The 20245-nt window shown below is 36.1% G+C and carries 17 protein-coding genes; 10 read left to right on the top strand and 7 right to left on the bottom strand.

Features of this window, described 5'->3' with window-relative positions:
• Nucleotides 1-6: 6 nt before the first annotated feature.
• Nucleotides 7-1839, top strand: a complete 1833-nt coding sequence (locus tag ACY651_RS02905; RefSeq protein WP_462249537.1) for a PAS domain-containing sensor histidine kinase — start codon at nucleotides 7-9, stop codon at nucleotides 1837-1839.
• 3 nt (nucleotides 1840-1842) lie between these two features.
• On the opposite strand, the gene metG is transcribed toward ACY651_RS02905, so the two are convergent.
• The 3 genes from metG to ACY651_RS02890 form a co-directional block, all read right to left on the bottom strand.
• Complete coding sequence (metG, locus tag ACY651_RS02900) at nucleotides 1843-3972, bottom strand: methionine--tRNA ligase (RefSeq protein WP_462249535.1); 2130 nt, start codon at nucleotides 3970-3972, stop codon at nucleotides 1843-1845.
• A gap of 205 nt (nucleotides 3973-4177) precedes the next feature.
• Entirely contained in the window at nucleotides 4178-5101 is a 924-nt protein-coding gene (locus ACY651_RS02895) for a sugar phosphate isomerase/epimerase family protein (protein ID WP_462249533.1), read from the bottom strand.
• Between the two features lie 24 nt (nucleotides 5102-5125).
• A complete protein-coding gene (locus ACY651_RS02890; protein WP_462249531.1) occupies nucleotides 5126-7450 on the bottom strand; it encodes a glycoside hydrolase family 3 C-terminal domain-containing protein in 2325 nt (774 codons plus the stop codon).
• A 107-nt stretch (nucleotides 7451-7557) separates the two neighbouring features.
• On the opposite strand from ACY651_RS02890, the gene ACY651_RS02885 reads away from it, so the two are divergent.
• On the top strand, nucleotides 7558-8328 hold the full coding sequence (locus tag ACY651_RS02885; RefSeq protein ID WP_462249529.1) for an NUDIX hydrolase: 771 nt from the start codon (nucleotides 7558-7560) through the stop codon (nucleotides 8326-8328).
• A 48-nt stretch (nucleotides 8329-8376) separates the two neighbouring features.
• On the opposite strand, the gene ppsA is transcribed toward ACY651_RS02885, so the two are convergent.
• The gene (gene ppsA, locus ACY651_RS02880; RefSeq protein WP_462249527.1) at nucleotides 8377-10803 is read right to left on the bottom strand and encodes a phosphoenolpyruvate synthase; all 2427 of its coding nucleotides are present in this window, start codon (nucleotides 10801-10803) and stop codon (nucleotides 8377-8379) included.
• Nucleotides 10804-10997: 194 nt separating this feature from the next.
• Between ppsA and ACY651_RS02875 the strand changes: the two genes are divergently transcribed.
• From ACY651_RS02875 to ACY651_RS02845, 7 genes are all read left to right on the top strand, one after another.
• Nucleotides 10998-12026: a S66 peptidase family protein gene (locus tag ACY651_RS02875; protein WP_462249525.1), complete on the top strand. Its 1029-nt coding sequence runs from the start codon at nucleotides 10998-11000 to the stop codon at nucleotides 12024-12026.
• Nucleotides 12027-12058: 32 nt separating this feature from the next.
• Nucleotides 12059-12280 carry a hypothetical protein gene (locus tag ACY651_RS02870; RefSeq protein WP_462249523.1) on the top strand — a complete coding sequence of 74 codons (222 nt, stop codon included), beginning with the start codon at nucleotides 12059-12061 and terminating at the stop codon, nucleotides 12278-12280.
• The gene (locus tag ACY651_RS02865) at nucleotides 12277-12717 is read left to right on the top strand and encodes a PIN domain-containing protein (protein ID WP_462249521.1); all 441 of its coding nucleotides are present in this window, start codon (nucleotides 12277-12279) and stop codon (nucleotides 12715-12717) included. The genes ACY651_RS02870 and ACY651_RS02865 overlap by 4 nt, the downstream gene beginning before the upstream one ends.
• Nucleotides 12718-12874: 157 nt before the next feature.
• Nucleotides 12875-13093 (top strand): hypothetical protein, encoded by a 219-nt coding sequence (locus ACY651_RS02860; RefSeq protein ID WP_462249519.1) that lies wholly within the window; start codon nucleotides 12875-12877, stop codon nucleotides 13091-13093.
• Nucleotides 13087-13527, top strand: coding sequence for a PIN domain-containing protein (locus ACY651_RS02855; RefSeq protein WP_462249517.1), 441 nt, complete (start codon nucleotides 13087-13089; stop codon nucleotides 13525-13527). The genes ACY651_RS02860 and ACY651_RS02855 overlap by 7 nt, the downstream gene beginning before the upstream one ends.
• Entirely contained in the window at nucleotides 13524-14429 is a 906-nt protein-coding gene (locus ACY651_RS02850) for a S66 peptidase family protein (RefSeq protein ID WP_462249515.1), read from the top strand. Before ACY651_RS02855 ends, ACY651_RS02850 begins: the two co-directional genes overlap by 4 nt.
• A gap of 62 nt (nucleotides 14430-14491) precedes the next feature.
• Nucleotides 14492-15886 (top strand): TIGR04222 domain-containing membrane protein, encoded by a 1395-nt coding sequence (locus ACY651_RS02845; protein WP_462249513.1) that lies wholly within the window; start codon nucleotides 14492-14494, stop codon nucleotides 15884-15886.
• A gap of 1 nt (nucleotide 15887) precedes the next feature.
• On the opposite strand, the gene ACY651_RS02840 is transcribed toward ACY651_RS02845, so the two are convergent.
• The 3 genes from ACY651_RS02840 to ACY651_RS02830 form a co-directional block, all read right to left on the bottom strand.
• Entirely contained in the window at nucleotides 15888-16697 is an 810-nt protein-coding gene (locus ACY651_RS02840; RefSeq protein ID WP_462249511.1) for an alpha/beta hydrolase, read from the bottom strand.
• A gap of 124 nt (nucleotides 16698-16821) precedes the next feature.
• Nucleotides 16822-17610 carry an alpha/beta hydrolase gene (locus ACY651_RS02835; protein WP_462249509.1) on the bottom strand — a complete coding sequence of 263 codons (789 nt, stop codon included), beginning with the start codon at nucleotides 17608-17610 and terminating at the stop codon, nucleotides 16822-16824.
• A gap of 99 nt (nucleotides 17611-17709) precedes the next feature.
• A complete protein-coding gene (locus tag ACY651_RS02830; protein WP_462249507.1) occupies nucleotides 17710-19719 on the bottom strand; it encodes a KUP/HAK/KT family potassium transporter in 2010 nt (669 codons plus the stop codon).
• A 205-nt stretch (nucleotides 19720-19924) separates the two neighbouring features.
• Between ACY651_RS02830 and ACY651_RS02825 the strand changes: the two genes are divergently transcribed.
• Nucleotides 19925-20146, top strand: a complete 222-nt coding sequence (locus ACY651_RS02825) for a hypothetical protein (protein WP_462249505.1) — start codon at nucleotides 19925-19927, stop codon at nucleotides 20144-20146.
• The last annotated feature ends 99 nt before the right edge of the window (nucleotides 20147-20245 follow it).

Here is a 20245-nt window from a genome sequence, read left to right as displayed (position 1 = left end):
AATATAATGAAGCCATTAGCTAAACAGACTGATAACACCGAAACCTTTTTAAGCGTAAGCTATAAGGCATCGCAGCCATTGGATCCTGATTTATATAATCTTTACGAAGCAGTAATTGTAACCAATACTAAGTTTTACATTACCGGTTTTAATAAACTTGCCGAATTACTTTTTGGTTTATCCGAAACAGATTATGCCACTGCAACTATAGGAAATACTTTACCATTTAAATTTAAAAACACATCGCCTTTTAAAGCTTTACTTACAATATATAAAACAGGCACATGGAGTGGCGAAATAACTTACAAAAATAATACAGGGCAGCAATTAAATTTTTACTCCACTGCCAGTTTAATTAATAGTGACAGTTCAATTGTTATCAGTAATAAAATTATTGTTGAAGAAGAAAATAAAAATCCTTTACCAATAGCACATACCACAGAAAGCCTGTTTGGTATGTTTATGGAAAACAGCCAAACCGGTTGCTGGATCTATGATGAAAATGACTGTATTGTTTTTAGTAATGAAGCCTATGGCAATTCTTTTAATATAAGTGATAACCCAACCGGAAAACATTTATCAGAAATTTGGCCTAAACCATTTGCCGACCAGTTAATTGCCCGTAATAAAATAATATTAAAAACGGGTAAGGCAGATATTTCTGAATATACCCTCGCTAAAAAAAACGGAGATATTATTCATTTTGTATCGAACGCCTTTGTATTTAAAACGGCCGACGGCAAAAGATTTATTGGTGGCCAGGCAATTGATATTACCGACAGAAAAAATACTGAAACTCAAATTGAAAAAATGCATGAGCGTTTTACTTATGCAGTTAATGCCACATCGGAAGCCATTTGGGATTTAGATTTAAAAACAAATGAAATTTACAGGAGCGATGCTTTTTATAAAATATCAGGATACTCAAAAGAACAATTGGCCAGTAACCTGGACTGGTGGTTTGATAAAATACATCCTGATGATAAAGAAAGAGTGAAGAAAAATTTTAACCAGGATCTACTGGCTGGCAAAAAAAACTGGTCGGATGAATACCGCTTTCAATATGCAGATGGCACTTACAGATTTATTTCGGATAAAGGTTTTGCAATTTATGAAGAGGATAAACCAGTGCGTTTAATTGGTGCCATAAGAGATATTACCGAACAAAAACAATTAGAAAAACAGCTGATTAATGAGCAGATAAAAAAACAAAAATTAATTAATCAGGCAACTATTGAAGCACAGGAAAAAGAACGTGGTATGATAAGTGCTGAACTGCACGATAATGTTAACCAGCTTTTAATGAGCGCCAGGTTACATATTGGCGCCGCAAAAAATAATGAGGATCAAACGGAGTTGTTAGATAAAGCTTCTATGTATTTATTAGAGGCGGTAGAAGAAATAAGAGGTTTATCTAAAAGATTAAATACTTCTATTGTAAGATCGGTGGGATTGGAACAAAGTATTTTAGATATTTGCCGCAACATGCAGCAATTTAGCGACATTACTGTTGATACTGCTATTGATCAAAATGTAGTTGATAAATTAACGCAGGAGCAACAATTAGTAATTTTTAGAATTACACAGGAACAGAGCAATAATATTATTAAATACTCCAGGGCATCTGCCGCAACTATTTCTGTAACAGAAAAAAATAATCAGTGCTGCCTTATTATCAGTGATAATGGTATTGGGTTTGATAAGGAAAAGCAAAAAGCTACCGGCATTGGCTTTATCAACATCTTTAACCGTGTAGATGCATACAATGGTAAAGTAGAAATAATTACTTATCCTGATAATGGTTGTACATTAAATATTACCATCCCGTACATCATTTAATTTTTAGCTAACGCCTGCGCCTGCATTAATTACCGCTTCTGGTTTTACAAAATGCAATTTACCGGTATTGTCTTCTGCCATTAAAATCATTCCGTTACTTTCAATACCTCTCATTTTACGTGGTGCTAAATTTGCCACCACCACAACTTGTTTATTAATAATTTCTTCCGGAGAAAAATGTAAAGCAATACCGCTGACGATAATTCTTTTTTCAAAACCCAGATCAACTTCCAGCTTTAAAAGTTTATCTGCTTTTTCTACTTTTTCAGCAGAAAGAATGGTACCAACTTTAAGATCGATTTTTGCAAAATCATCGAATACAATTTCGGATTTGCCCCCATCCCCTGAAGGGGAGTTATTCGGAGTGTCAACAGTTTTCTTCTCTTCCATTTTTTTTGTTTCAGTATTTTCCTGGGCAGATTTTATCAACCCACTTTTTAATTTTTCTACCTGTACAGTTATTTCTTCATTCTCAATTTTTCTAAATAAAAATTGTGGCTCTCTTAAACTATAGCCCACACTTAATAATTTTATTTTTCCAGCATTATTCCAATCCAGCATTTTATCTACCACCTTCATCATGCCCAGCATTTTTTGCGCTACGTTGGGCAAAAACGGATTTATTAATATAGAAAGATTTGCCGTTAGTTGTAAACATAAATGCAAACAATTATCGATGCTTTTTTGTGCCTCGGTTGTCAATTGTCCATTGTCGGTTGTACATTTAGCCACAATCCACGGCTCTTTTTCCTGCATGTATTTATTTCCTTTTCTGCTCAAATCAATTACTTCAAATAATGCATCACGAAATTTATATTCTTCTAAAAGATTTTCAACTTTTGTTTTTGCTGCAGCAATATCTTCTACAAGTGTTTTATCTTTTTCATCTAAAATATCCTCGTGCAGCTTAGGCACTTTACCGCCACATAATTTATGCATCAGCACCCAGGTGCGGTTTACAAAATTTCCAAAAATACTTACCAACTCACTGTTATTCCTGTCTTGAAAATCTTTCCATGTAAAATCATTGTCCTTAGTTTCTGGTGCGTTGGCGCAAAGCACATAACGCAACACATCTTCACATCCCGGAAAGTCTTTTATATACTCATGCACCCACACCGCCCAGTTACGGCTGGTACTTACTTTTTCGCCTTCAATATTTAAAAATTCGTTGGCTGGCACATTATCGGGCAATATAAAATTGCCATGGGCTTTTAACATTGCCGGAAAAATAATGCAATGAAAAACAATATTATCCTTACCAATAAAATGTACCAGTTTAGTATCTTCCTTACACCAGTAATCGGCCCATTGATCGGTTAATTCTTTTGTTGCAGAAATATAACCAATCGGTGCGTCGAACCAAACATAAAGCACCTTCCCCTCGGCGTTAGGCAAAGGCACTTTTATTCCCCAGTTACTATCTCTCGTCATTGCCCTGCTTTGCAAACCGCTATCCAGCCAGCTTTTACATTGACCGTACACATTATTTTTCCATTCTTTGTGTCCTTCCAGCAACCACTCTTTTAACCAGGCCTCATAATTTTGTAATGGAAAATACCAATGGGTAGTTTTCTTTTTTACGGGCACCGCATCGCTCAGTGCACTTCGTGGATTTATTAATTGCTCTGGCGATAAACTGCTGCCGCATTTTTCGCACTGGTCGCCATAGGCGTTAGTGTTAGCGCAAACCGGGCAGGTACCAACAATGTACCGGTCTGCTAAAAAAGTTTTAGTAGTTTCATCGTAGTACTGCTCTGTTTCTTTTTCTTCAAACAAACCATCGTTATACAATTTTGTAAAAAATGCCGATGCAGTATCATGATGTACTTTATTTGAAGTACGGGAATAAATATCAAATGATATTCCCATTTGCGCCATGCTTTCTTTTATTATTGCATGATAACGATCCACCACCTGTTGCGGTGAAATGCCTTCTTTCATGGCACGAATGGTAATGGGCACACCGTGCTCATCGCTGCCACCAATAAATTTTACATCACGTTTTTGGGCACGTAAATAACGTACATAAATATCTGCAGGTAAATAGCAACCAGCCAGGTGACCAATATGCACCGGGCCATTGGCATAAGGTAATGCTGCTGTAATTAAATATCTTTTTGGGTCTGTCATGTAATTTTTTCTTTTTTGTACCAGGCCATAGAATTTCTATTGGCCTTCATTGGCGTCGCACTCTTGTACAGCAAATCTTTATTGAGCAAAAAAGCGAAACAGTTTGCACTATTGGCAAAAATACCTTAATTGAAGCCTTTGCCCAAAAACAAAAAACCTTTGCAATAACAAAGGTTTTTTACATCATTCAAAAAAATATAAGTTCTTATTTTTTATACAGCATTTTATTTAAATAATTAAAACTGCTGGTAATGCTTGTTAATGGATTTTTAGGCATATCATGTTCTATAAAAAAATGTTTCATACCTGCTGTTGATGCTGCATCAAAAATTCTTTTATAATCAATAGTGCCTTCGCCTACCGGTAAAACAGTTTCATGTTTGGCATCCAGGTCTTTTACATGCCACAGCGGAAAACGTTTTGGATGCTGTTTAAATAATTCAACAGGATCTTTACCGCCTTTTGTTGCCCATGCCAGATCAAGTTCCATCTTCATAGTAGTTTGTGCAAGAAAAAGTTCGTAAGGTATTTGCCCCTCCACCGAACGGAATTCTGCATCATGATTATGATACGCAAAACCAATTCCAGCTTTTTTACAGGCTTCGTCAGTTTTGTTCAACACTTCTATCGATGCTTTCACATCTTCTAATGTAGTAATGGGCGTACTGGCGCAAACCAAAAATTCTACGCCGCCTTCAGCAGCTTCATCCACCAGTTGCTGCATATTTTCTTTAAGGTTTCTCATTGGTGGAATAATAATAGGTTTACCATCTGCATCCACCGGCATTTTAGCACCCGGCGGCAATTTAAATTGCGCCCCCAATACATGGTGCGATTTCCAGCTCATGCCCATATCTTTTAGCATGGCTGCAAACTCCTTTGGCTTCATACCATAATAACCACCTTTTTTACTAAAAGCCGATTCAATTTCTTTATACCCAACTGTTGCAATTTTTTTTAATGTGCCCGGAACATCTGCATCTATTTCATTAAAAAAAGTAAATAGCTGCAAGCCTGCAGGAGGATATTTTTTTCCTCTTAATAATGCTGCAAAAGTTTTATTGGATAAAGCTATACTGCCTAATGATAAAGTTGCAGCAGTTTGTAAAAATTGTTTTCTGTTTTGCATTGTTTTACAATTTATAGTCAGCAATTATTTTTTCAATTCATTTATTTGCACCTGCGGTACCAAAACCTTATTACATTTTTCTACCACAATTTCTTTAGGCACAGTAAAAGAAACTGGTTTAATAATTTTATCTGATGATGAGCCAACTTTTACAATATAATTTCCTGCTTCAGCAACCCAACTGGTACTTTCCGTATCAAACGATGCCAGATCTTTTGAAGTAATTTCAAATTGCAATGTTTGTTTTTGGCCCGGCTGCAGCAAATTAGTTTTACCAAATGCTTTTAATTCCATTGCAGGCTTTTGCATTTTTTTTGATGGCGCAGTTATATATAATTGTACCACTTCTTTACCGGCAACCTTACCAGTATTTTTTATTTCAACACCAGCAATAATTTTTCCGTTAAAAGATGTTGCACTTAGCTTAACATTACTGTATTCAAAATTGGTATAGCTTAAGCCGTAACCAAACGCATAAGCAGGCTTTATTTTAAAAGTATTGTAATAGCGGTAGCCAACATAAATGCCTTCTTCGTAAATAACTTCTGCAGGCATTTGTGGCATACCAAACATACCTGTAGTAGCCTTATCGGCAAATTCTTTACCAGGGAAATTTTTGGCCGTAATATCATCTTCATACTTTACTGGAAAAGTGGTGGCCAGTTTACCGCTGGGGTTTACTTTACCGCTTAAAATATCGGCCACTGCATTGCCTGCTTCCAGTCCTGGCTGCCATGTCATCAATACAGCATCAACTTTATCCCTCCAGCTTGCTGTTTCAATTACACCGCCTGCATTAATTATTACAATTACTTTTTTATTTTTTGCATGAAAAGCTTTGCTTACGTTATTGATCAAATCAGTTTCTGATTGTTTTAAATTAAAATCGTTTTCCACTTTTCTGTCTGAACCTTCACCAGCATTTCTTCCAATAGTTATTAAAGCAACACCTGCAGCAGATGCCTGAGTATTCAGCACATCATTATCAACCATCATTTCAGGAATACGTGGTGTGGGATTAAAAAATTCTTCAAAGAAATTTTTCTTTGGTTGCTTTGCTTTTTCTGCAGTTACATATGTTTTATAAGCACCAGTTAAACTTTCATCTAATTTGAAACCGGCATTAGATAAACCCTGCACTAATGAAATAGTATATTCTTCATTTACATCGCCGCTGCCCGTACCTCCACTAATAAAATCGTAAGAAGTAATACCAAATGCAGCAATATTTTTTGTTGATTTTAAAACTGGAAGTGCTGCATTATTTTTCAACAGCACCATCCCATCTGCAGCTGCATTTCTTGCAATAGCTGCATGCGCTTTTAAATCGGGCTTATTACTGAAAGCATATTTTTTATAGGCTTGCGAGCCCAAAATATAATTTACAATGCGTTCTGCATTGGCATCAAGTATTTTTACATCCAGCGTTCCATTATTTACAGCTTCGGTTATTAATTTTTTTTGATCGGCTGTACCCGGCATAAGCAAATCGTTACCAGCTTTCATCTGTGCCACAGCATCGTTACCGCCAAACCAATCTGTCATCACTAAACCTTTAAAGCCCCATTCTTTTCTTAATATGGTAGTAAGCAAATCGTATTCATGCGATGTGTAAGTGCCATTCAATTTATTGTAAGAACTCATTACCGTCCAAGGTTGCGATTCTTTTACTGCAATCTCAAAACCTTTTAAATAAATTTCTCTCATGGTTCTTTCGCTTACAATTACATCAACAGTATTCCTGTTTTTTTCCTGGTTGTTTAATGCAAAATGTTTTATTGAAGTGCCCACACCATTACTTTGAATACCATTTACCATCGCTGCTGTCATCTTACCGGATACTAAAGGATCTTCAGAATAGTATTCAAAATTTCTTCCGCCCAATGGATTGCGGTGAATATTTAAACCGGGGCCTAAAATAACATCTACGCCATATTCTTTTATTTCGTTGCCCATTGCTTTACCCACCTGGTTCAACAATTTTGTATCCCATGTAGAAGCTAACAAAGTTGCCACCGGCCATGCTGTTGCATAATAAGTTTTTGCATCGTCTTTACGAGTGGGGCTAATGCGTAAACCTGCCGGTCCATCGGCAACAACAGTGTTAGGTAAATTAAAACGCGGTATGGCATAAGTTGTTCCTGCGGCACCCGGCACTCCTTCGGTAATTTGGCCAATACCTGTTCCACTACCCTGTGTTACACCCGGTATATTCATTCCCATACCAACAACAAGATTTACTTTTTCTTCCAGCGTAAGTTGCTGTACAATTTCTTTTGCATTTTTACTTTGAGCGAAGATTATAATTCCGCTTAACAGACAGATCAGTGAGAAAGATATTTTTTTCATTGTGCAAGTTTTAATTTATCATTGTGTTATGAAGACACAATGATAAATATTTTTTGCCGTGTATAAAAATTTATTTTTACTGTGCTGGCAGAACTTTACTTTTACTTATGGGTTTTAAAGAAGAAATAACTGACCATTTTTTAAATGGGCACCAAAAATACCTTCGCAATATTTCTGTGGACTGTATCATTTTTGGTTTTCATGAAAATGAACTTAAAGTATTGCTGCTTAATGCAAAATATGCCGGGCAATGGGCTTTGCCTGGTGGTTTTATTGAGAAAGAAGAACATATGGATGAAGCGGCAAAACGTATTTTAAAACAGCGTACCGGGTTGGATGATATTTTTTTACAGCAGTTTCATGTATTTAGCACTCCAGATCGTTCTACAAAAAAAATTAATACCCAATTTTTAAAAACTTCCGGAGTATCCATGGAAGGTTCGTGGATGTTTGACCGTTTTATTTCTGTTGGCTATTGGGCTTTGGTTGATTTTACAAAAGTAAAACCTGTTGCAGATGTTTTTTCTGATGCCTGCGAATGGTTTAATATTCATACTATACCCGAATTAATATTAGACCACAATGATATTTTACAAAAGGCTTTAGAAAATTTACGGGCACAATTAAATTACCATCCTATTGGCTACAACCTGCTGCCCGAAAAATTTACCATGCCCGAATTACAGAAATTATACGAAACTATTTTAGACAGAACTTTAGACCGCAGAAATTTTCAACGCAAAATTTTTGGCACCGGTATTTTAAAAAAATTAGAGGAAACAAAAAAAGGTGTAGCGCATAAAGCGCCTTATTACCACAAATTTGATTTACGTAAATATCAAAAAGCTTTGAAGGGTGGAATGGGGTTTGAGTTGTAAAAAAAGCCATCAAAAATGATGGCTTTAAAATTCATTCTAAATAAATTTTTACTTTTTCATAGTCTTCTCCACTTCAGCAATGGCTTTATATGTTTTTACAATCGAATCGGGTGTAACAGAAATACTGTCTATGCCCAGCTCCACTAAAAATTGTGCAAAGTCAGGAAAGTCGGAAGGGCCCTGGCCGCAAATACCTACTTTCACTTTCATTCTTTTTGCAGTGGTGATCAGCATGCGTAATAATTCTTTTACCGCCGGGTTTCTTTCATCGTATAAATGTGCCACTAAAGAAGAATCCCTGTCGAGCCCAAGCGTAAGTTGTGTTAAATCGTTGGAGCCAATGGAGAACCCATCAATATGTTTTGCAAATTCTTCTGCCATAATAATATTGCTGGGCAGTTCTGCCATTAAAAACATTTCCAATTCTTCCTTGCCTCTTTCCAATCCGTATTCCTTCATGGTATCCTGCACTTTTAATAATTCTTCCACTGTTCTGCAAAATGGAACCATCACCACTACGTTTTTCAAACCCAATTCTTCCCTTACTTTTATTATCGCTTTACATTCTAATCCAAAAGCTTCTTTATATTTATCTGCATAATACCGGCTGGCGCCACGCCATCCAATCATGGGGTTTTCTTCATGCGGTTCAAAATGTTTGCCGCCCAGTAAATTAAAATATTCGTTGCTTTTAAAATCGCTGAATCTTACAATAACTTTATTGGGATAAAAAGCAGCAGCAATTTTTGCAATGCCATAACTCAGGCGCTGAATAAAAAAATCTTCCTCGTTTTCAAAACCCTGTGTCATTTTTTTTATGGTGGCTGTAAGTTCTTCGTCGTACAGTTCTTTATGTTTAAGCAAAGCCATCGGGTGCACCTGAATGTAATTATTAATAATAAATTCTTCTCTTGCCAAACCAACACCAGCATTGGGTAAATGCGAAAATTTAAATGCCATATTGGGAGAAGCCACATTAAGCATGATTGGCGTTTTTACTTTTGGCAGATCGTTTAAATCAGTTTCTACTTTTATAAACGGTACATTGCCTTCGTACACTATGCCTTCGTCGCCTTCGCAGCAGGATGCAGTAACTACCTGACCATCACTTAAAATATCGGTTGCCACGGCAGAACCCACAATTGCCGGTATGCCCAATTCTCTAGCCACAATTGCAGCATGACAGGTGCGGCCACCCTTGTTAGTTATAATGGCCGAAGCTTTTTTCATAATCGGCTCCCAGTCGGGATCCGTCATATCTGTTACCAGCACATCACCGGCCTGAAATTCGTGGCCTTCGGTAATACGTTTATCTAACGAAAATAAAACTGACACTTTACCGCTGCCAATTTTATCACCTACTGCAATGCCTTTAAACAGAGTTTTACGTAGCGAATTGGCATCCATTACATACTCTGTAATTTTATTAAAATCTTTACGGGAGTGAATGGTTTCCGGCCTTGCCTGCACAATAAATAATTGTTTGCTTAATCCATCTACGGCCCACTCCACATCCATCGGGCACCAATGGCCTTTTAATTTAGAATAATATTCTTCAATTTTTGTAACCCATTGTGCCAATTGAATAATGCGTTCGTTTTTTAAACAATACCGTTGCTGCAATGGTTTTTCTACCTGTATAATTTGTACCCTTTCGTCGGGATTATCTCCATACACCATCATCTTATCTTTTTTGCCTAATTTTTTTTCGATGATGCTGTTAAAACCTTTTTGCAAAGTGGGTTTAAAAACAATGTATTCATCCGGCGATACAGAACCCTGCACAATCATTTCTCCCAAACCATAAGAGGCATTAATAACCACAACATCTTTAAATCCGCTTTCGGTATCTAAAGAAAATGCAACGCCGGATGCACCCAAATCGCTGCGTACCATTTTTTGTATGCAAACAGAAAGCCCAATGCTGAAATGATCGTAACCAAAACTCTGCCGGTAACTGATAGCACGGTCGGTAAAGATGGATGCAAAACAATTTCGAACGGCATTCATTAATGGTGCCGGGCCACGTACATTCAAATAAGTTTCCTGCTGGCCGGCAAAAGATGCATCAGGTAAATCTTCTGCAGTGGCAGATGAACGTACAGCCACGTCTGTCATATCCTGATCGTAAGTTTTACTTAGCTCATAATATTTTTCAATGATGGCATCGCTTAATTCCCTGGGAAATTTTGCATTCTTCAATAATTGCCTTGCCTGCAAACCCCCACGCCGCAACGATTCTATATCATCTAATTTAATTTGATTAATAATTGTACGAATGGATTCATCTAAATTATTGTAGCGGATAAACTCACGGTACGCCGCAACGGTAATTACAAAACCGTTTGGAATTTGTATTCCCAAAGTGGTTAGATTTTGCAGCATCTCACCCAAAGAAGCATTTTTTCCTCCAACAAGTTCAATATCGGAAAGGCCCACCTTATTAAGGTCGGTTAAATAAACAGATGTATTCATACTGGCAGTTTTATTGTTAACAATCGTTGCATAAAGAAAGGCAATAGTTATTACAGCGTCAAGCAGACGTGTAAAGGATACATTATGTTATTGTAAACACATTGTTAGTAAACATGCACTTCAAAGGTTGCCAACCTTTACAGCAGTGCTATTTTGCTTTTGAAAGCCGTATTTTTATACTCAAAAAATACCAGTTGAAAAGAAAACAATTTATAAGTTCTATTTTACCTGCAGCGGCATTATTGCAACCTGCAGGTGGGTGGGCTGCACAAGAAAATATTGATGAGGAAACTTTAGTTGTAAAACCTCCTTACTTAAAAAAAGGAGATACTATCGGCATTACCTGCCCTGCAGGTTTTATTATTGCAGAAGATATTTTACCTGCTGTAAATAAAATAAAAGAATGGGGTTATGAAATTAAGATTGGCAGCACGGTGGGTAAAAAAGATTTTACATTTGGCGGAACCGATGAAGAAAGGCTGCAGGATTTTCAGCAAATGCTGGATGACAAAAACATAAAAGCCATTATGTGTGCAAGAGGTGGCTATGGCGCCATAAGAATTATTGATGCACTGGATTTTAAAAAGTTTACTGCAAATCCAAAATGGATCATTGGCTTTAGTGATGCAACTGTTATTCATGCTCATCTTAATAAAAATTTGGGCATCGCTTCTATTCATTCTAAAATGTGTAATAGTTTTCCCGCCGATTGGAGTAAAGCAGAGCCTGTACAAATAGAAACGATTGAATCGATACATAAATGTTTAGCAGGAGAAAAAATGATGTACAGTGTGGTGCCGAATGAAAAAAATAAAACCGGCATTGCAGAAGGGATTTTAATTGGGGGCAATTTAAAAACTTTAGAAACACTTGCCGGCAGTAAAAGTGATATTAATACGGACGGTAAAATTTTATTTGTAGAAGATACCGGCGAATATTTATACAGTATCGACCGGATGTTCTGGAATTTAAAACGCAGCGGAAAATTAAATAAACTTAAAGGCTTAATTATTGGCGGCTTTAAAGTAAAACCTGCCGACACACCCGAAGAAGAATTTGGAAAAAATTTGTTTGACATAGTTTTAGAAAAAGTAAAGCAATACAATTACCCTGTTTGTTTTGATTTTCCGGTGGGCCACCAGAAAAATAATTTTGCGTTGAAGTGTGGGGTAAAGCACCAGCTTTCTATAAATACAACGGCTGTAACGCTAAAAGAAATCTAAAGTATTTTGTATATTTGATAAAACATAAAGCTATGGCAAGCGAAATAATTGATAAAGATTATGTTACTGTTAGAGTTCCTAAAAGAATAGGCACGAGTGGTATTAAAAGGATAAAAGAATATATCCAGTTTTTAGAAAACAACGGAGGTGTCCCAAAAAAAGTTTCTCAGAAAACAATTAATGAAATTTCAAGAAAAATTAATAAAGAAGCATGGGACAAATTGAAGAAAAAAAGAGGGCTTAGTCTGAAATGACAATACTTGTTGATAGCAATATAATAATTAGTGCTTGCTTAGAATCTAAAAGCGAACTCTTCAAAATAATAACTGCACCTTACTCCCATTTAGATTTTGCCACCCCTCATTTTGCTTTAAAAGAAATCATAAAAAATCAAGATGAAATTTGCAGAAAAATGAAAAAGAGCCTTGAGCTATTTCAGAATAACCTATCTGTTTTACTTGACTGTTTATTTGTTTTACCTGATGAAGATTTATCAAATAAAAATATAATAGAAGCTGAAGATTTTACTGCCAGCATAGATATTGATGATACTATTTTTATAGCATTTTCCATGGCACTTGATTTACTTTTATGGACGGGTGATTTAAAACTTCGTAACGCTTTAAAGAGAAAAGGCTTTAAAAATGTAATTATTACAAAAGAATTAAAACAAATCATTAAAGGTTTATGATAAAAATCTCATTTCTTAAATGAGATTTTCCTTTGCGGCACCAGAAAAATAATTTTGCGTTGAAGTGTGGGGTCAAGCACCAGCTTTCTATAAATACAACGGTTGTAACGCTAAAAGAAATCTAAAGTATTTTGTATATTTGATAAAACGTAAAGCTATGGCAAGCGAAATAATTGATAAAGACTATGTATCCATAAAAGTTTCAAAAAAAGTGGGCAGGGCTGGCATTAAGCGGTTAACCGATTATGCCCGTTTTTTGGAAATAAATAAAGATGCGCCTAAAAAAATATCAAAGAAGAAGATAGCTGAACTGGCTGATGAGATCACGGCTTCTGCCTGGGAAAAGCTAAAGCAGAAAAGAGGTTTTAAATGGTAGTAATTGTTGATGCAAATATACTCATCAGCGCCATCTTAAATATTAATGGAAGAATAGCTGATTTAATTTTTTCAAATTCATCAACTATAGATTTCGTTGTACCTGCATTTATTCAGACTGAACTAAAAGCTAAACAAAAAAAGATTTGTTCAGAAAATAACATAACGACTGGCCAATTTAATCAAAATGCACTTTTACTTCTTACGCAAATACTCATTATAAATGATGATGAAATTTCTGATGCAATGTTTGAAAAAGCATTTGAATTAACAAAGAATATTGACCCTAAGGATACCATCTATGTAGCCCTTGCGATTTCTCTGGATGCTTTATTCTTAACCGGTGATTTAAAACTGATAAGGGCACTTAACCGAAAAGGATTTTCGCATTTAATTACACCCACTGATTTTCAACGCATACTTAAAGGTTTATGATAAAAATCCCTCCTTACTTAAAAAAAGGCGACACCATTGGCATTACTTGCCCAGCAGGTTTTATGGCAAAAGAAAAAGCACAAATCTGTATTAATACTTTACAACGTTGGGGTTTCCACGTAATGGTGGGCAAAACATTGGGCAGTAACTCAACAAATTATTTTAGCGGCACCGATGAAGAACGAAGAGATGAATTGCAAGCCATGCTTGATGATGTAAATATTAATGCGATTTTATGTGGCCGTGGCGGTTATGGTGTGGGTAGAATAATTGACCAGCTTGATTTTACAAAATTTAAAAAGAAACCTAAATGGATTATTGGCTTTAGCGATATTACCGTTTTACATTCGCACATTTACACTAATGTAAAAATTGCCAGCTTACATGCACCCATGGCCGCTGCATTTAACGAAGGCGAAAATGAATTTATACAATCTTTACAAAAAGCATTGGCTGGTAAAAAAACATCTTATAAATTATCACCCCATCCATTCAATAAAAACGGAACAGCAATTGGCGAATTAGTGGGCGGCAACCTTAGTCTGTTAGCGCATTTAACCGGCACATCATCTGACATTAATACAAGAAATAAGATTTTATTTATAGAAGATATTGGCGAGCAGATTTACAGCATCGACAGAATGTTGTACCAATTAAAACGCAGCGGAAAATTAGATAATCTGGCAGGCTTAATTATTGGCGGTTTTACCGATATTAAAGATACTGACAGGCCATTTGGCAAAACAGTATATGAAGTAATACAGGAAATTGTTGCAGCATACAGTTACCCGGTTTGTTTTAATTTTCCGGTTAGTCATGGAAAAGAAAATTATGCACTGAAGGTTGGCGTAAAGTACGAATTGAAAGTGACCAATAAAGCAGTACAGCTAAAGGAAAAATGACAACAATTTGATAACATCGAAAACTTGGGAACCGCCATTTATTCACCATAACTTTATGAAAAATGAACCAACTTTCACAACAGGAGTTGTGGGAAAAAATACAAAACTTTCAGCTTGATGAACCAGCATCCGCTTTCCCCTTCTCCAAAAAATTAGCAAAAGAAAATAACTGGTCAGTAGTTTTTACCAACAAAGCAATAGCAGAATACAAAAAATTTATTTATCTCTGCTGCATTTCACCAACAGGTGCTTCCCCATCCGAAACAGTTGATAAAGTATGGCACCTGCACCTTACCTACACCGATAGCTATTGGAACAAATTTTGCAAAAACACACTCAGCAAAGAAATTCATCATCACCCAAGCAAAGGCGGCAGTAACGAAAAACATAAACATGGTAACTGGTACCTGGATACTTTAAAATTGTATGAAGCAACATTTAATACCAAAGCACCATTAGATATTTGGCCAGTAACTGAGCCAATGGCTGAAGAGATCACAGAAGACATTTATGATACCGCTTACTTTAAAAAACTGCTATTTATTTTTGCTTTCGGTCTGGTTGTGTTTGTACTTACTCTAAATCCTTTTGATGCAAAAGGCGAAGATTTTTTAAATTATTACCTGCTAATTTGTATTGGCGGTATAATTACTTTGTTTATTACACAACGCCATAAAGATGAAAGGTTGCAGCTCATCATAGAAAATAATTTTCCCAAAAAATTTACCCCATTTCAAATGGCGAGATTTTTATACGGCAATCACCGGTGTTACCAAACTGCATTGGTTGATTTATTAAGAAGGGGTATTATAGCAACTTCCGGCAACGATTACAAAATTGTAAATCACCAGGCGCATTTTGCCGATGACGAACAAAATCCTTTACTGCAACCACTGATGCAAAACCTTAACGAAGGTGATACATTTTCTTACAGGGAAGGGCATGGATTTATTGAAACTGATACGGTGTTACATCCCGGTCTGGAAAGACTATACCGCCTTTCAAAAAAAATAGATTACCCCAAATTAATTATCCCCTGTATGGTACTCTTAATTGGATTTGCCAGGTTCTTACAGGGCTTTGCCAACGATAAACCTGTTGGTTTTTTAGTTTTTGAGATCGGGGCTTTTTCAATATTATCATTGATAGTTTTGCAATCTTTCTCTTACACTAAAACTATAAAACAAAAACTGGGGCTTAACTGGCAGCAACAAAACAGTGATGGCTATGGCAATGATATCATTAACAACTTTACCATTTTAGGTACTACTGCAATTATATCTTTTGCAGAATATGGTTTACTTACCAATGTATTTAATTCGGTTACAATGGCTGAAAGAAAATTGGCAAGCAGTGGCTCTGCAGGTTGCGGCAGTGGCGCCGGCGGATGCAGCAGTGGTGGCGATGGAGGCGGCAGCAGTTGTGGTGGCGGGTGCGGAGGATGTGGCGGCAGTTAAATTATTTTTTTAATAAACTATCCAGCTTTGTTTTATACAAATTAAAAGTTGCCAAATTATGATGCGTACCTTCTTCAATAGTAATAAACTCATCGGCAGGTTTTAAAACAGTTTTTAATTTTGCTGCACAGCGGTACGGTATAACGCCATCATCGGTGCCATGAAAAATAGAGATAGGGCATGTAACATCCTGTAAATATTTGTAAGTGGGGATTTTATAAGTTGACATTCTTTCCGTAGGATAAATAAATGCATAACAGCCAAATAAATTGGGGATACTATAATACGGTGTTTCTAAAATTAATCGTTTACAATTTGTTTGCGAAGCTACATAAGCAGCAATACCAGTACCAAAAGATTTGCCATACAAAATAATACTATCGGCACCATATTTACTCAATGCCATTTTTTGAATAACCAATGCCTGCTGATACATTTTTTTTTCAGTTCTTTCGCCGGTGCTTTTTCCAAAACCGGGATAATCTTCCATCCACACTTCGTAGCCATGTTGCGTAAAGCTCGTTACAAATTTTGCATAGCGTTCAATATTTTGTTTATTGCCATGAAAATATAACACCACTCCCCTCCGCACCGAATCTTTCGGAAAAAATTTCACCATATTCACCGTATCCACTTCATTAAAAGGAATATTTATTTCCTGGAAGGGTGTATCAAATTTAAAAACATAATTAGCCGCTAATTTTTCCGGATGAAATAAAAATTTTTCCTGTAAATAAAATAATGCAATACCAATTATGGAATACAGCAACACAATTATTTTTATCCAACGAAATATAATTTTTCTTTTCATTTTTAAACACATTTAAACTGATACAACTAAAAGCTGTCAGCCTGAGCCTGTCGAAGGCGGGCTTAAATAAGCACATCGGCTTCGACAAGCTCAGCCTGAAACCCCTTGATTTATACAATGGTATTTAGGGGGCTAAAATATCCCTTATAAAATTATGATACTCCGGAAAAACCGGCAGGTTGTTATGTTTCCCCCCTGTTATTCTTATCAATGTAATTTTACGTGGATTTAATTGTTGTAATTTTTCGCTGTTACTAATGGGTATCAGCCAGTCTTTAGTACCATGTAAAATATAAGTATGGCAATTTACTTTAGGCAGCCATTTATCAGTACGCAAATGAAAGCGCAAAATATATTTCACCGGCAGTATGGGTAAAAAACGTTCAATAGTTTTTTTAAAACTAAAATACGGCGCATCTAAAATTAAATAGCGGGGTGTATTATCTGCCGCCAGTTTTGCGGCAAAGCCACTGCCCAAACTGCGGCCATAAATTATTAAATGATTTTGCGGATAAGTTGCCGACAGGGTATCGTACACAAACTGCATGTCTTTATACATATCTTTTTCGCTGCGTTTGCCGGTACTTTTACCAAAGCCACGGTAATCTACCAGCACCACATCATAATTATAGCGGTAAAAATCTTTAGCATATTTTGCCCAGCCTTTTATGCTGCGGCTGTTGCCATGAAAATATAAAATTAATCCGAGAGGCTTTTCTGCATGAAAATGCAAACCGTTTATCCGCACACCTTCTTCTACATCAAAAAATAATTCCCGAAAAGGGGCGTCGTATTTATAAATAAAATCCTGCCGTAGCTTTTCGGGCTTAAAAATAAATTTTTCCTGTACAAAATAAATGATAATGGAAAGTACCGCAATGCCAGCAATGATATAAAGAATGATGTAAAGCAATGTTGGTTGATAGTTGACCGTGGAAAATATGCTGTAAATTACGTATTCTACTCATCACTATCAACTATCAACTATCAACTATCAACTATCAACTATCAATTAAACCTCTTCCTCCTCATCAGTATAAATTCTTTTCATTTTAAGTTTACTTACCGGTGCAACAATCAGCGGAAACTTTTCTACCTGTACTTTACTTTGCTCCAGTCCAAAACCTTTTTCTTCGCTTAAAGAAATTTCTTTAACCCAGAAATACAACCGCATAATTAATTTTTCAAAAAATGGCAGTTCATTATCCTGGCTTAAAAACTTTTCCATTACCACAAACTGAAAATCGCCGGTAACATTATTACGCTGCTGGCTTTCGTAACGGCTGGTAACATTCACTTCACGGTTAGCCACTAAATCTTCTACCACTTTTTTAAACATTAAATTAATTTTTGGGGCCACTCTAAAACCTAATCTAAATTCTACCCGTATAATATCATTGGGAATAATATGCTCTACGGAATATTCGCTGGTGTACGGGTCATCTAAAGTATCTACATGCACAAACCAATAAATATCGGCACGTTTTGGTTTGCCGCTTAATATGCTGTAAATAATTTTGTGTTCAATTTCTTTTGGGTTATTGGCACTCGTTAGGTACACCAAATGCGTAGCATATTTTGGTACAGTAATATCGTTACTCAGTTCTTCCAGTTTAGGAATATATTCTTCCAGCCGCACAAATTCCACATAACGGTTTTTAATTTTACGTGCCCTGAACCATATATACATTACTGCAAATAATGCACCGCCTACAATTAAAGTAACATAACCGCCATGAGGAAATTTATCTAAGTTGGCAATTAAAAAACTTATTTCAATAGTTAAAAAAACAGCAAGAAAAAGATAAATTAAAATGGGTTTATTTCTTCTTGAGATCATGTAGTTGGAAAACAATATGGTTGTGGCCAGCATACACAAAGTAATAGCAAGACCATAAGCTGCACCCATGGCTCCCGAGTTTTGAAAATATAAAACAATACCCACACAGCCTGCAAATAATAATGTATTAATCCCCGGAATAAATAATTGCCCTTTCGCTTCGCTGGGATAATTTATTTTCATTTTAGGCCAAAGGTTTAAACGGATGGCTTCGCTTATTAAAGTAAACGAACCACTAATTAAAGCCTGGCTGGCAATAATTGCAGCAGCAGTAGCAATAATAATTCCGGTTAATAAAAACCACTCGGGCATTACTTCAAAAAAAGGATTCTTCATTTCCAGTGCATCCGGCATTTTTTTCAACAGCTCTTCTGTTGCAAATGTTTTTCCGGTATTATTGTGCAGCAGCCATGCGCCCTGGCCAAGGTAATTTAAAATCAATGTTGTCTTTACAAAAATCCAGGTGTAGCGAATGTTGGCCCTGCCGCAATGGCCTAAATCGCTGTATAAAGCTTCGGCACCAGTAGTACATAAAAACACTGCACCCAGTAACCAAAAACCTTTAGGGTAAACCGTTAAAATTTCAAAAGCATAATATGGATTAAATGCTTTTAAAATACTCCAGTCATCGTGTAAATGAGATATACCCAAAACTCCCAGCATACTAAACCAAATTAACATAATGGGGCCAAACATTTTACCAATACTTGCACTGCCAAACTGCTGCATAAAAAACAACAGCGTTAAAATACCCAACACAATTATTATAATTGTTTTATCAGTTATATCGGTAAGTAATGGAATATTACGCAAGCCTTCCACCGCAGCAGAAACAGAAATGGGTGGTGTTATCATACCATCGGCTAAAAGTGCAGCGCCCCCAATCATGGCCGGTATTACCAGCCATTTTTTTTGCCGGCGTACCAAAGTGTATAAACTAAAAATACCTCCCTCGCCACGGTTATCGGCCTTAAGGGTAAGTATTACATATTTAATAGTGGTTTGTAAAGTCAGCGTCCAAATGATACAGCTTAGCCCGCCGATAATTAAACGGGGTTCAATTAATTTGCCATTAATAATTTCGCTAAATACATACAGCGGAGATGTACCAATATCGCCATAAATAATTCCGAGGGCAACAATTAAACCGGCAATGGTTACTTTATTAACTTGTTTAGACACTACAAAAAATTTAAACGTTAGTTAAGGCATTAATACAATTCCTGATACCGGCCTCAAATCATTGGGCATCATCCTGGCGAACTTGTTCTGTTCTTCTTTCTTTTTAGTAAAAAGAAAGAAGAATCAATCCTTTTAACGGCATACCATTGGGCGACTTTACAGAAGCGTAGAATACCGTTTTTTAAAAAATAGGTACAAATGTAGAATGAAATTGAATATGAGTGCAGTATTATTTTTACATTTTAAAGAAACGGTTAATAATGTTTGGCAATTACAAATGAAGACCAGTTTAATTCTATTGTATAGCTGTGGTGGCAAAATTATATTCTCTGCCATTTTTAAGAGTATTTCCAACACCATGTATAATTCAACCAGCTTATATTTTTATACTGCTAATGCAAACTTTATTGCTGCAACTTTGTTATAATAATTTATTTACTTTTCTTAAATAAACAGTAATTGTCCTCATATACATCGGGTGTATATTTATGGTAACCTAAATCATTTTACACTATTAAATGCACTT

The sequence above is a fragment of the Ferruginibacter sp. genome (assembly GCF_031391665.1).
Taxonomy (GTDB): Bacteria; Bacteroidota; Bacteroidia; order Chitinophagales; family Chitinophagaceae; genus Ferruginibacter.
This window is presented reverse-complemented; position numbering and strand designations above follow the sequence as displayed.

Bases quoted from the DNA above. Each gene is read 5' to 3' on its own strand.
- ACY651_RS02870 (WP_462249523.1), top strand. From the start codon at position 12,059: ATGGCAAGCGAAATAATTGATAAAGATTATGTTACTGTTAGAGTTCCT.
- ACY651_RS02860 (WP_462249519.1), top strand. From the start codon at position 12,875: ATGGCAAGCGAAATAATTGATAAAGACTATGTATCCATAAAAGTTTCA.
- ACY651_RS02905 (WP_462249537.1), top strand. From the start codon at position 7: ATGAAGCCATTAGCTAAACAGACTGATAACACCGAAACCTTTTTAAGC.
- ppsA (WP_462249527.1), bottom strand. From the start codon at position 10,803: ATGAATACATCTGTTTATTTAACCGACCTTAATAAGGTGGGCCTTTCC.
- ACY651_RS02890 (WP_462249531.1), bottom strand. From the start codon at position 7,450: ATGAAAAAAATATCTTTCTCACTGATCTGTCTGTTAAGCGGAATTATA.
- ACY651_RS02845 (WP_462249513.1), top strand. From the start codon at position 14,492: ATGAACCAACTTTCACAACAGGAGTTGTGGGAAAAAATACAAAACTTT.
- ACY651_RS02850 (WP_462249515.1), top strand. From the start codon at position 13,524: ATGATAAAAATCCCTCCTTACTTAAAAAAAGGCGACACCATTGGCATT.
- metG (WP_462249535.1), bottom strand. From the start codon at position 3,972: ATGACAGACCCAAAAAGATATTTAATTACAGCAGCATTACCTTATGCC.
- ACY651_RS02895 (WP_462249533.1), bottom strand. From the start codon at position 5,101: ATGCAAAACAGAAAACAATTTTTACAAACTGCTGCAACTTTATCATTA.
- ACY651_RS02840 (WP_462249511.1), bottom strand. From the start codon at position 16,697: ATGAAAAGAAAAATTATATTTCGTTGGATAAAAATAATTGTGTTGCTG.
- ACY651_RS02865 (WP_462249521.1), top strand. From the start codon at position 12,277: ATGACAATACTTGTTGATAGCAATATAATAATTAGTGCTTGCTTAGAA.
- ACY651_RS02855 (WP_462249517.1), top strand. From the start codon at position 13,087: ATGGTAGTAATTGTTGATGCAAATATACTCATCAGCGCCATCTTAAAT.
- ACY651_RS02885 (WP_462249529.1), top strand. From the start codon at position 7,558: ATGGGTTTTAAAGAAGAAATAACTGACCATTTTTTAAATGGGCACCAA.
- ACY651_RS02825 (WP_462249505.1), top strand. From the start codon at position 19,925: ATGAAATTGAATATGAGTGCAGTATTATTTTTACATTTTAAAGAAACG.